Below are 11,943 nucleotides of genomic sequence, written 5' to 3'. Positions count from 1 at the left end.
GGGGGGATCCCCAAGGCCGCGCAGGAGTCGTCTCTTGCCGGGAAGTGCGTTTTGCCCGGCACGTCATCAGGAGAATGGGCGAGCCGGGCGGGCATTGGCCGATCAGTGGTTCGAAAAGGTCTCGACCAGATGCTGGGCGAAGGCCTGCACGCGGCGTGGTTGAGCGCGGGCGGGCGGGAACAGCAGCTGAAGCGGTGAGGGCGGAGCAGCGTGCTCCGGCAGCAGCTCCACGAGGCGACCCTCGCGCAAGTCGTCCGCCACGTCGACTTCCGATTTCAGGGCGATACCAAACCCTTCCAGACACCATTGGCGCACCAGTTCCCCATCATTGGCGATGCGATTGCCGCTGACGGTGACGATCTGTGGCACCTTGTGGTTGCCGAAGTGCCATTCATTGTCGAGGCTCTTGCCAAAGCGCATCACCAGACAGTTGTGGTGTTTGAGATCGGCCGGCGTCAGTGGCGCGGGGTGCTGCGCCAGATAGGCGGGAGAGGCACATAGCAGGCGACGTTTCTGACCCAGATGACGCACGCGCAGTGTGCTGTCCATGATGGTGCCGAAACGCAGCGCAAGATCGATCCCCTGACTGACGATATCGATGTAACTGTCCGACAGCAGCAGCTCTATCTCGATGGTGGGGTGCTGACGCTGAAATTCGGTGATGGCGCGTGACAGGGCGTTGCGACCCAGATCGCTCGGTGCGCTGATGCGAATTCGACCGGTGAGTGTCTGGGCACCCAGGCGGATGCGGGTCTCAAGCTCCGAGACACTGTCGAGCAGACCACGGGCTTCTTCCATCAGCGTGCGGCCCTCTTCGGTCAGGCTGATGGCACGTGTGGTGCGGTTGAGCAGCACCACCCCGTAGTGCGCCTCCAGTGAAGCCAGACGCTCCGATACCGTCGTCGGCGACAGTCCCGTCTCGCGCCCCGCGGCGGTCAGGCTGCCTTTCTCGACGATGGTCAGAAACAGCGCGATGTTGTCCAGTAGCATTGTGCGGTTTTTCCGAATTATCTTTGCGAAAAGGGGATGTTTATACGGACAAGGCTTGTGACTAGGATGATCACATCGCTTGAGCAACTCAAGCCTTCCTGACACATCACGGAGTTCCTTCCATGTCCCAGTTGACCATCATCGCCAATATCCACGCCAAGCCGGACCAGATCGAGAAGGTCAAGGCGGCGCTTCTCAAGCTGGTGCCGATCACCCGCGCTGAAGAAGGCTGCCTCACTTACACCCTGCATCAGAACAACGAGAATCCGGCACATTTCACCTTTCACGAGAACTGGGTCTCGCGTGAGCTGTGGCAGCAGCACATGCAGGCACCGCATCTGGAAGAGTACGTGGCAGCGACAGAAGGCGCGGTCACTGAGTTCACCTTGCAAGAGATGACGGCTTTCGCCTGAGGTGTGGGTCCTGGCTTTTCATGGCGGCAACGCCTGACTTGCTCGCTTTCTCCCTCTGCAACGTCCACCCACTCGAGGCTGCCATGACAGACCCTATCCGCATCGGCCATATCGCGCTGTCCTTTCACGAAGCCAGTGCCTGGGAAGTGGCCCGTATTCTCGAAAGTCACGGTCATGACGTCACCTTCACCAGTGCGCCGCACGAAGCGGCCTTCGCGATGCTGGGGCGAGGGGAGATCGACATTCTGGCCTCTGCCTGGCTGCCGTCGAGCCATGAGGCCTATCTGGCACCTATGCTGCACGATGTCGACAAGATCACTGTCCTGTATGAACCCTATTGCATCTGGGGGGTGCCGGATCATGTGCCGGAAAGTGCCGTGGCAAGCGTCACGGACCTGCTGCGGGAACCGGCGCTGAGCAAGATGGAACCCTTGATCCAGGGCATCAATCCCGGTGCCGGCATCAGCCGCTTCTCGGCCGAGATCATCAAGCAGTACAGCCTGGGCGCAGCCGGGTATGTCTTCCGCACCGGTAGCGAAGCGGAGTGCATTGATCGCTACGAAGCCGCCGTCGCCGAGGGGCGTTGGGTCGTGGTGCCGCTGTGGCATCCGCAGTTCCTGCATCATCGCTACCGGATTCGCGCCCTCAATGAGCCCAAGGGGCTTCTGGGTACCCGAGATGACGCCACCTTGGTGGTGCGCAAGGACGCACGTCTGCGTATTGGCGCCGCGACGCTCAAGGATCTCTCCCAGCTCTACATCGGCAATCCGCGTCTCAGTGAACTGGAAGATGAACTGCGCCGTCGCGCCTGATTCTTTGCGCCTGATTCGTCGCACCTCAATCTCTACAGCCCCCGGGCGATGACCACGTCAGCGTCCAGTCTCTCTATCTCATCTTCATCGACCCTGCCGGCCCGGCGCACAGCGCCAACCGGCGGGCAAGGAGCCCCCATGCCGTTTTCTCGCCTCAAGACTGCCATCTTCATCGCCTCGCTGGGCGTCAGCGCTGCCTCTGCCGTGCAGGCTGATGCCACAACGGCTGAAGCCTCCGCCGACAACCACCAGAGCGCCGCAGCCAGTGCCTGGAGCCACGCGACCCTCAGTACCTTTGCCGAGTACTCGGACACCCGCCCCGGCAATATCACCTTCACGCCGGATGGTCGCCTGATCATGTCCCAGCAGCCACTCGATACTCCGGCACTGCGCGTGGTCGAGATCACCCAGGACGGCAAGCGTGTGCCATTCCCGACCCTGGATTGGGCCGATGGCCCGGCAGAAGGCGAGGTCGGCATCGCGTCAATCATCGGCGTACATTCCGACCGTCAGGGCGTGGTGTGGATGCTCGACATGGGCAGTCAGGACAGTGCGCCCAAGCTGGTGGGCTGGGATACCCGCAGTGATTCGCTCAAGAAGGTGATCCCGCTTGGGGGAGACAGCGTGCTGCCGATCTCCTTCCTGCAGGATTTCGTCATCGATGAAAGGCGCGGCAAGATCTATATCGCGGACATGACCTTCACTGCCTCCGCCTCCCACATGAAACCGGCCTTCGTGGTGGTGGATATCGCCAGTGGCAAGACGCGCCGTGTGCTGCAGAGCGATGAAAGGATGATGCCGGTGGCGCATGACATGGTCATCAATGGGCGTCTGATGGCGGCCAAGGGCGATGGTGATGGCGAGGGAGAGCAGAGTGGCGAGCCGAAGCCCTGGTACCTGGGATTGAACGCCATCGCCTTCGACCCGGCAGAAGACGTCGTGTATTTCGGTGGCGTGAATGGCAGTGATATCTATCGTCTACCGGCGGCTGAGCTGGCCGATGACACTGCCACGCAGGCGGAGCTGTCGCGCGCCATCACCCATTACGCCACCAAGCGTCCCAATGATGGCTTCATCTTCGACGCCAGTCGCGGCGGCATCATCGCCGGTGACGCAGAGCACAATGCGCTGACCTTCTCCTCTCCCGAAGGCATGTCGGTCATTGCCCAGGATGATGAGCGTCTGCGCTGGCCGGATGGCTTCGCCTTCGCGCCCGATGGCAGCCTCTACCTCACCACCAATCAGCTGAATGCTCACCCGGCGCTCAATCAGGGTGTCGATGGCAGCGACAAGCATTACTACCTGCTCAAGCTGACACCCGCCAACTGACAGGCTCTGCTTGCGGCAGGCGAAGGGCTTGTCTGGCCAGTCCTTCGCCCTGTCTTGCCTGTCAGCGTATTTCTCCAACGCAGGACGTGTCTGATGACCGTCCTGCGTTGTCGTCTCTTGTCCCTCGCCTCTGTAGCCGACGACCCGCTGGTGTCTCCCTGGATGCAACCCGCAAACTCGCTGCTCATTATCCGCTTTATCCGGATTAACTTTGCGGATATGGGTCGTTTTTACGCTCATCCCATGGAGTTAGCATGGTGTCATCGCTTCACGGCAAAGCCATTTAGCGCTGCCGTGACTGACATGATCTCAGGAGAGACTTTGATGAAAGCCATTGGTTACTACGCTGCCGGTTCCATCGATCGTGATGATGCCCTGGTCGATATCGAATTGGACACACCGGTCGCCACCGGTCACGACCTGCTGGTCAAGGTTGCCGCTGTCTCGGTCAACCCGGTGGACTACAAGATCCGCGAAAGCCGCGAGCCGGCCGCAGGCGAAGCTGCCGTCATCGGGTGGGACGCCGTAGGGGAAGTCGTCGCCGTCGGTGACAAGGTCACTTCCTTCGCCGCAGGTGACAAGGTCTGGTATGCCGGCGATATCACCCGCGCCGGTACCAACAGCGAATTCCATCTGGTGGATGAGCGCATCGTCGGCCATGCGCCCAGGTCCGTTGAGGTCCATGAGGCGGCTGCGCTGCCGCTGACCACGCTGACCGGCTTCGAGATGCTCTTCGATCGCCTGCGTGTCACCGAGCCGGTACCCGGCGCTGCACGTGCCATCCTGATCATCGGCGGGGCCGGTGGCGTGGGCTCCATCACCATCCAGCTGCTGTGCGCACTGACGGATCTGACCATCATTGCCACCGCGTCACGTCCAGAAACCCAAGCGTGGGTCATGTCGCTGGGCGCGCATCACGTCATCGACCACAGCCAGCCGTTGCCGGCGCAGATCGAGGCATTGGGCATCGGTGCACCGGCCTTCGTGTTCTCGACCAATTTCTCCGAGCACTACGCACCGCAAGTGGCTGAGTTGATCGCGCCGCAGGGGCGTTTCGGCATGATCGATGATCCGCAGACCCTCGATGTGGTGCCGTTCAAGGGCAAGGCCGTGTCCATCCACTGGGAGCTGATGTTCACTCGCTCACTGTTCACTACCGCTGATATCGCGCGTCAGGGCGAGATCCTCACCAAGGTGGCGGGTCTGCTGGACACTGGCAAGATCACCTCCACGGCAACGGAGACCTTCGGCACCATCAATGCCGAAAATCTCAAGCGCGCACATGCCTTGCTGGAAAGCGGCAAGGCCAGGGGCAAGATCGTGCTTGAAGGCTTCTGATCGAACCCACTGCTGAGGCGGTGAAGTGAAAGGCGTGCGGCCGGGCAACCGGTCGCACGCCTGTGTCCGGGAGAGGGGCTGCCAATATCCTGGTCAGCGACGAGCGACGAGCGACGAGCGACGAGCGCCGGGCATCGCTGGCGCATGAAGGCGCGCAGGCCATCGTACACGGCAACCCTTGGCTCCCTGACCGCCTCACGGGGTGAGTCGAGACAGTGGCGGCAGTACGTTGCCGAGATCCCGGGGATCACCTCTCATCTGGGTCAGGTGGGCGATATCTGGCGTCAAGTGCTTGTCAGGCATATAAAAGATCGTTCCGATGAGAGTTATCCGACCGCACATTGCGCTGCTGACGCGTTATGCTGAGAGGGGAGAACAGGGGGCCTGACACATCGCTTCCCGGGACCACTCATGGTTGTCTGAGCCGGGCTCAGGGCGCCAGAGGCATACAGCCTGACGAGGAGACAAGACATGAACAGGTGGTCATTGACGGGGCTGACTCTGGCGTTGGCGTTGTTAAGTGCCTCGGTGGTGCAGGCCGAGGCCGCGGATGACGGCAAGAGTCATGAAGAGCAGCTCAAGAAGAAGCACGAAGCGCTAGAAGGGCAGGCCAAGGCTGAACGCGTTCAGGCCGAGCAGATGCATGAGCTGAAGCAGATTCAGAAACAACGCCAGGCTGCAGAAGCGCAGGCGGACAAGGCGGTTGCGGACAAGGCTGTCCCGACCAAGGCCGTTGCGGACAAGGCCGCCCCGGAGACTCCTCCGGCAGGAAAGTCCGATGCGAAGGCAGCGTCACCTGGGCCTCTGCTCAGACGTGGCGGTCAGTTGCCCGATGCCTTGGCGTCTGACAAGGCGCTCTGGGTGGAGGACTGGCAGCGACATCAGCTACCCGAACCTAGCGCAGGTCAGCGCTGGCTCCAGCTTCGCAGCGGATTCGTCCTGACGGATATTCAGAGCGGCACCATTGAAGAGATACTGCTTGGGCCGTGAACCGCACTTCTGACATGGCACCCGTAACAGGATCTCGTCGTGTTGCGTGGTACCACTGTCGGTAAGTCGCGACATCTGTGGGTATCTTGGCGACAACTTCGGTCACATTGTCGGGAAACGTGAAGAAATCTGCGCAGACTTGCAGAGTGCAGCGTAAGTCATCAGAATTAGGGAACAGTGTTTTCTAATTCCCGGTGTTGAACGTGCCCGGGCATGACGAGGAGATCGAAGATGCGCAACCGCACCCTGACAGTCTGCAGCATGGTGATTGCCCTAATGAGCGCCTCCGTCGCGCAGGCGGCTCCTGATGATCGTGGGCAAGGCCAGCATCAGCAGCAACGCAAGCACTCTCAAGGCAATCAGCAAGTTCAGAAGCACCAGGCCAAGCAGCAACATGCAGCGCAAGGACACGGTAAGGCCCGTGCGGGGCATCATTCCGCTGGGCCCCAGCACTGGAAGCGGGGCGACCACGTCTCGCGCGATTATTACGGCAACAAGCGTTACTGGGTAAGTGACTGGAAGGCACACCACCTGTCCCGGCCGCCGGAAGGGCATCGCTGGTTGAATGTGGATGGCCGCTACGTTCTGACGGCCGTCGCGACCGGTGTGATCACGGCGATCATTCTCAATCAGTGATGCCGCCTGGACTGACAGTCCACTGACCACGCCATGGCATCGCACAATGAAAACCGTGTCATCAGAACCGTGTCATGGAAAAGGGGCCTCCAGATGGAGGCCCCTTTTTTCGTCTTGCGGTCAGCCGGGACAGCATCATCAGGCCAGCAGTGTCTCCAGCGCCTGGGCGACGCGCAGCAGCGCCACATCCTGGCCCTGGGGGCGTGACAGCATCAGGCCCAGCGGTTCCTCGTTCTGTGGTGCCGGCGCGGGAATCGAGATCGAGCTGGCATCCAGATAGTTGAAGACGCTGGTGTTGCGCAGCGCACGCTTGTTGAGCTGGGCAAATAGCGCGCCATCCTGCTCCAGCAGGTCACGACGCGGGGCACGCATGGCCACGGTCGGCATCAGCACCGCATCGACATCCTGCACCTGCTGGGCGAAGCGTTGCTGGATGGCGGTGCGCGGCCACAGGCGCGCCAGATACTCGCTGGCCGTGATATCACGCCCGCCATTCAGGCGTTCGGCGATCAGCGGATCATACTGATCTTCATGGGCAGCCAGCAGTTCGTGATGCACGGCGGCCGCTTCCGGAATGACCAGGCCGCCGCGCTGATTGATGGCGTAAGCGGCCTCGATGGCCTCGACCGGCGCACGCTGGAGGCGAACACCCAGCCCCTCGAGTCGTTCCAGCAGGGCGGCGAAGTCGGCGGCTACATCGGCGTCCACTTCACTGACCAGCTCGCTCTCCGGCACCAGCAGTGTCAGCGGGCGAGTGAGGGGCGTCGGGTCAGCAACCTCACCGCTCAGGACTTCCCACAGCGTGCGACAGCAGGCGACGCTGGGCGCGATGGGGCCGATACAGTCCAGGCTCGGTGACAGCGGAAAGGCGCCATCTCCCGGCACGCTGGCCTGTGACGGCTTGAAGCCCGTCAGCCCACAGAAGGCCGCCGGAATCCGCAGCGAGCCGCCGGTATCGCTGCCCAGGGTCGCCGCGGCCAGCCCGAAGGCGACGGAGGCCGCCCCGCCGGAGGTCGAACCGCCGGTGATGCGCTCGCCATCGAAGGGGTTGGGCGGCGTGCCGACGTGCGGGTTGAGGCCAAGGCCAGAAAACGCGAACTCGCTCATGCTGGTGCGACCGGCGTGCAGAATGCCGGCGGCTTTCAGGCGGCTCAGCGCCGGAGCGTCCTGGTCGGCTGGGTGACTCTCTGCCAGTGCGCGCGAGCCTGCCAGCGTCGTCATGCCGGCCTCATCGAAGAGATCCTTGATCGAGACAGGGACCCCTCCCAGCGGCAACGACGTCGCAGCCGCCTTGAGTTGCTGCTGGGCCGCTGCCTGCGCGCTCATGACCGCGTCATCGCGGCTGATGATGCTGTGGCTGGCGGTCTCGCCCAGGGCCTGATGGCGCTCGGCAAGCACCGTGGCAGTCTGCTCGGGACCGAAACTGCCTGCCTGGTAGGCGGCCAGCAGCTGCGTCAACGTACGCTGGCGGGGCGAGCGCGCCCAGAATTCACGGGCGTTGTCCATCTTCACGCGCTCAGCGCTCATGCCTTCATCACTCATGCCACCACCTCAAGTTCTTCCACCTCGTAACGGTGCTCGATGCGACGACCCGTCTGCGGGTCGATCAGGCGCATGGTAAAGCTCGGGCTGGGGCGGATGCCACCGATCGCCGGCACGGTACCGCACAGCAGCACGCTATTGGGGGCCAGGCTGTCATCCTTGGCGATGGCGGCGGGCAGGCGCTCCATCAGAGTGGCGACCGGCAGCAGCTCGGCGAGGGTGCCCTGCTGGTAGCGCACGGTCTTGCCGGCGTCCTCGATCTCGCTCTCGATCTCGAGGCTGTCCCAGTGATCGATGACCTCACTAAGCTTCCAGGCGTGGCGGGCAATCGGCTTGGCGCACAGCTGCTTGGATTCGGCGACGCCGACGGCTTCGAGCTTGCGGTCGGTGTGATCCGAGGCAATCGTCACCCAAAGGGTGCCCTCGGCGTCGCTGACCAGACAGGTCTCGACCTCACCTGAGCCTTCGCCGCCGAGCATCGCGACCTGAGAGGCCTGGGTCAGGGTCTCGCGGCTCACGCGGTAGAACAGCGGAGTCTGGGAGGGCGGTGCCACACCCAGCAGCTTGAGCTCGTCGATATGGTGCTGCACGCCCGCCTGGTCGCGTCCGGCCCAGCCGGCAATCGCGACGCGCTGGATATCAAGGGTGAATTCGCCGTTGTCATGGGTAAAGGTCAGCATGGTTTATCGCTCCGTTATCGGGGTTGTCGTTGTTCTTTGAAAAATTCTTGAATGAACGGTGGGGCGCCAATGACACCTGCCGGCTTGCCAGCAGGTGCCAGGCTAGAGCAGGTTTACAGTGCCGAAGGCAGCCACAGCGCGATCTGCGGGAAGGCCACCAGCAGCGCTGCCATCACCAGCATCGCGCTCAGGTACGGCAGGGTGCCGATGATGACGTCGGCGAAGGCTTCGCCACGCCGTGAGGCCTGCACGATGTAGAGATTCAAGCCGACTGGCGGGGTGATCAGCGCCAGCTCGACGAACAGGATCATCACGATGCCGAACCACACCTTGTCGTAACCGGCCGCGACGATCAGCGGGGTGACGATGGGAATGGTGATGACCATCAGCGACAGGGTCTCGATGAAGAAGCCGAGCACGATGAACACCGCGATCACCGCCATCAGCAGCGCGAAGGGACCCAGGTCATAGGCTTCGAGCAGGCCGGTGACCTGCTGGACCATGCCGGAGGAGGCCAGCGCGAAGTTGAGGAAGGAGGCCGCCATGATGATGAACAGGATCATCGAGGTGGTCTTGACGGTGCCGTCCAGCGCGCGGCTGATCATCGACAGGTTCAGCGAGCGGTTGATGGCGGCGAGGCCCAGTGAGGCCAGCACGCCGATGGCGGCGGCTTCGGTGGGCGTCGCCCAGCCCAGATAGATGGAGCCGACGATGACGATGAACAGCACCAGCAGCGGCAGCAGGAACGACAGGCTCTTGAGGCGGGTGCTCCAGCTCGCGCTCTTACGCGGGCCCCCCAGCGATGGCTTCCAGACACACAGCAGCAGCGAGGCCAGCATGAACAGCGCTGCCAGGCCGAGGCCCGGTACCAGACCGGCCATGAACAGCTTCGGGATAGAGGTCTCGGTCAGGAAGCCATAGACGATCAGGTTGATCGACGGCGGGATCAGGATGCCGAGGGTGCCGCCCGCGGCGATGCTGCCGCAGAACAGCTTGGGGTCGTAGCCGAGCTTCTTGCCCTGAGGGAGCGCCACGGTCGAGACCGTCGCCGCTGTCGCGACCGAGGAACCCGAGGTCGCCGAGAACAGCGCCGAGGTAGTGATGTTGGCATGCAGAAGACCGCCCGGCAGCCACGACAGCCAGTGGTCCATCGCGCGGTAGGCCTTCTCGGCGATGCCGGCGCGCACGATGATCTCGCCCATCAGCACGAAGAGCGGAATCGCGATCAGCAGGAAGGAGTCCGCAGCAGACCACAGGTTCTGGCCCAGTGCCTTGGTCAGCGGGAAGAAGGAATAGAACTGGTCGATCCCGAAGGCGAGCAGGAAGAGGGTGACCGCAACGGGAATGCCGGCCAGCAGCAGGGTGAGGATACCTACCGAAAGAAAGCCCAACATCAGCGTGTCTCCTTGGTCGTGGAGGCCGCTTGGGCCAGAGCCCCTTCGCTTTCTCCGTGATCGGGGCCGGCCAGTGTCTCCAGCGTGGTGGTATCACGCAGACAGGCGGCAACGAGAACGCGCAGTCCTAGCACGCTGGTGGTGATCGCGAACCAGGCATAACCGGACAGCCACAGCAGCTGCGGAATCCACAGCGGTGTCGCCAACGGGGTATTGGCGGTGGAGCCGTTGCTCAGCGACTTGCCGAGCACCGGCCAGGCATTGATCAGGATCACCCAGGCCACCAGGTTCAGCGCCAGCATCGCGAGGATATCCAGCGTGTGGCGCGAGAAGGCCGGCAGCTTGCCATGCACGACATCGATACGGATGTGGGCACGCTCCATCAGGGTGTGGGATAGACCCCACGCCGAGAGCATCGCCAGCACATAGCCGGCATATTCGTGCACGCCGGGCAGCGGATGATTGAACAGTTGGCGCATGAGGATTTCCGCGCCGATGAAGACCACGACGGCTAGCAACAGCAGGCCCATCAGGCGTGCGGCGTGGCGCGATATCGCGCGTGTCAGGGACACGAGGACATCGAGTGCGTGAAGGAAGGAGTTCATGAGTCGGGTCCTGCTGGGGCGGTGAACGACGCTGATCCGTGCCAATCAGGCGAGGTGCGGGCGTTCAGCGCCGTGTCTCTGGGGAGCATGTCTGCCGTATCCGGGCAGGGCGGGGCTATCGACCCCTGCCCACGAACAGCCCTTCGCGAGCAGGGGCCGGTGGATCACTCCGCGGTGGCGGTCAGGCCGACGACCTTGCCGACACTCTCGTTCCAGTCCGTGCGCGTCTCGGCATCGACACGTGCCGCCCAAGCAGGCAGGACGGTGTCTTCGAGCGCCGCACGTGCGCGTTTGGCATCGTCATCGCTGAAGTCGACCAGCGTCATGTCGGCGCTCTTGCCCAGCGGGCAATCGCCTTCACCGGTCAGGCAGGCCACGCCACGCGCGGTCTCGCCACGCGCGTTTTCCCACACCGGCGCGGTGAACTCGCTGTCCACCTGTTGCTGGATCAGCGTTTGGCTATCAGCGCTCAGGCTCTGCCACTTGTCCTGGTTGATGGCGGTGATCACGTAATCCCAGCCGCCCAGCGGCAGCGGCATCAGGTGGCTGGAGACTTCGTGCCAGCCGGCGCTGTAGCCGGAGAGCGAGCCGGTGACGGCGCAGTCGATCACGCCACGTTCCAGGGAGCCCGGCACCTCGTTGAAGGCGATGTTGAGGCTCTGCGCGCCCAGCGCCTCGATGAACTCACCGGTGGAGCGGCCGCTGGCACGTACCTTCTTGTCCTTCAGACCATCGAGCCCTTCGATCGGGGTATTGCAGAACAGCACCTGGGCCGGATACGGCACGATCGCCAGCACATGGCTGTTGAAGCGCTTGTTCATGGCGGATTCAGCCAGTGGGCGGAAGGCTTCGGCCACCTTCTGGGCCTCCTCGGCCGTCGGAGCCATCATCGGCAGATCCAGGCCTTCGAGTTCCGGCGCGTCCGACACGGTGTAATCCGCCACGGTCATGCCGACATCGAAGACGCCATCGCCCAGGTAGCGATAGACGTCAGAGCCGGGGATGCCCATCTGGTCGAAGGTGGTCACCTGGGTGCTGAGTTCACCGCTGCTGGCTGCTGGCAGCGTCTCGCTCCAGAAGGGCTTCTCGAACTGACGGTTGAGCTCCAGGCTGCTCCAGCTGCCTACCACGTTGAGGGTGTCGGCAGCATTGGCGCTACCGACAGCGGCGAGCGCGAGACCCAGGGCGGAGAGGGCAAAACGTGTCTTCATGGG

At 62.9% G+C, this 11,943-nt stretch carries 12 protein-coding genes; 6 read left to right on the top strand and 6 right to left on the bottom strand.

The window, feature by feature from the left end; genetic code table 11:
• Positions 1–102: 102 nt before the first annotated feature.
• The gene (locus PJK54_RS12860; protein WP_271303085.1) at positions 103–990 is read right to left on the bottom strand and encodes a LysR family transcriptional regulator; all 888 of its coding nucleotides are present in this window, start codon (positions 988–990) and stop codon (positions 103–105) included.
• 122 nt (positions 991–1,112) lie between these two features.
• On the opposite strand from PJK54_RS12860, the gene PJK54_RS12855 reads away from it, so the two are divergent.
• The 6 genes from PJK54_RS12855 (at position 1,113) to PJK54_RS12830 (ending at position 6,508) form a co-directional block, all read left to right on the top strand.
• Complete coding sequence (locus tag PJK54_RS12855; RefSeq protein WP_024952318.1) at positions 1,113–1,403, top strand: putative quinol monooxygenase; 291 nt, start codon at positions 1,113–1,115, stop codon at positions 1,401–1,403.
• 83 nt (positions 1,404–1,486) lie between these two features.
• The gene (locus PJK54_RS12850) at positions 1,487–2,215 is read left to right on the top strand and encodes a glycine betaine ABC transporter substrate-binding protein (protein ID WP_271303084.1); all 729 of its coding nucleotides are present in this window, start codon (positions 1,487–1,489) and stop codon (positions 2,213–2,215) included.
• 138 nt (positions 2,216–2,353) lie between these two features.
• Positions 2,354–3,544: an L-dopachrome tautomerase-related protein gene (locus tag PJK54_RS12845; RefSeq protein WP_271303083.1), complete on the top strand. Its 1,191-nt coding sequence runs from the start codon at positions 2,354–2,356 to the stop codon at positions 3,542–3,544.
• A gap of 324 nt (positions 3,545–3,868) precedes the next feature.
• Complete coding sequence (locus PJK54_RS12840) at positions 3,869–4,882, top strand: zinc-binding alcohol dehydrogenase family protein (RefSeq protein ID WP_077377046.1); 1,014 nt, start codon at positions 3,869–3,871, stop codon at positions 4,880–4,882.
• Positions 4,883–5,368: 486 nt separating this feature from the next.
• Positions 5,369–5,872, top strand: a complete 504-nt coding sequence (locus tag PJK54_RS12835; RefSeq protein WP_271303082.1) for an RcnB family protein — start codon at positions 5,369–5,371, stop codon at positions 5,870–5,872.
• Between the two features lie 231 nt (positions 5,873–6,103).
• The gene (locus tag PJK54_RS12830) at positions 6,104–6,508 is read left to right on the top strand and encodes an RcnB family protein (protein ID WP_271303081.1); all 405 of its coding nucleotides are present in this window, start codon (positions 6,104–6,106) and stop codon (positions 6,506–6,508) included.
• 138 nt (positions 6,509–6,646) lie between these two features.
• Here PJK54_RS12830 and PJK54_RS12825 read toward each other — a convergent pair whose 3' ends face one another.
• The 5 genes from PJK54_RS12825 to PJK54_RS12805 form a co-directional block, all read right to left on the bottom strand.
• Entirely contained in the window at positions 6,647–8,050 is a 1,404-nt protein-coding gene (locus tag PJK54_RS12825) for an amidase (RefSeq protein WP_271303080.1), read from the bottom strand.
• Entirely contained in the window at positions 8,047–8,730 is a 684-nt protein-coding gene (locus tag PJK54_RS12820) for a DUF2848 domain-containing protein (RefSeq protein ID WP_271303079.1), read from the bottom strand. The genes PJK54_RS12825 and PJK54_RS12820 overlap by 4 nt, the downstream gene beginning before the upstream one ends.
• Before the next feature lie 113 nt (positions 8,731–8,843).
• Entirely contained in the window at positions 8,844–10,124 is a 1,281-nt protein-coding gene (locus PJK54_RS12815) for a TRAP transporter large permease (RefSeq protein ID WP_271303078.1), read from the bottom strand.
• Positions 10,124–10,729, bottom strand: a complete 606-nt coding sequence (locus PJK54_RS12810) for a TRAP transporter small permease subunit (protein WP_054555982.1) — start codon at positions 10,727–10,729, stop codon at positions 10,124–10,126. The genes PJK54_RS12815 and PJK54_RS12810 overlap by 1 nt, the downstream gene beginning before the upstream one ends.
• Positions 10,730–10,893: 164 nt before the next feature.
• On the bottom strand, positions 10,894–11,940 hold the full coding sequence (locus tag PJK54_RS12805; protein WP_271303077.1) for a TRAP transporter substrate-binding protein: 1,047 nt from the start codon (positions 11,938–11,940) through the stop codon (positions 10,894–10,896).
• Positions 11,941–11,943: the final 3 nt, after the last annotated feature.

The organism is Cobetia sp. MMG027 (assembly GCF_027947415.1).
Lineage (GTDB): Bacteria > Pseudomonadota > Gammaproteobacteria > Pseudomonadales > Halomonadaceae > Cobetia > Cobetia marina.
Note: the sequence above shows the minus strand (reverse complement) of the source record. Positions and strands in the feature narration are given on the sequence as shown.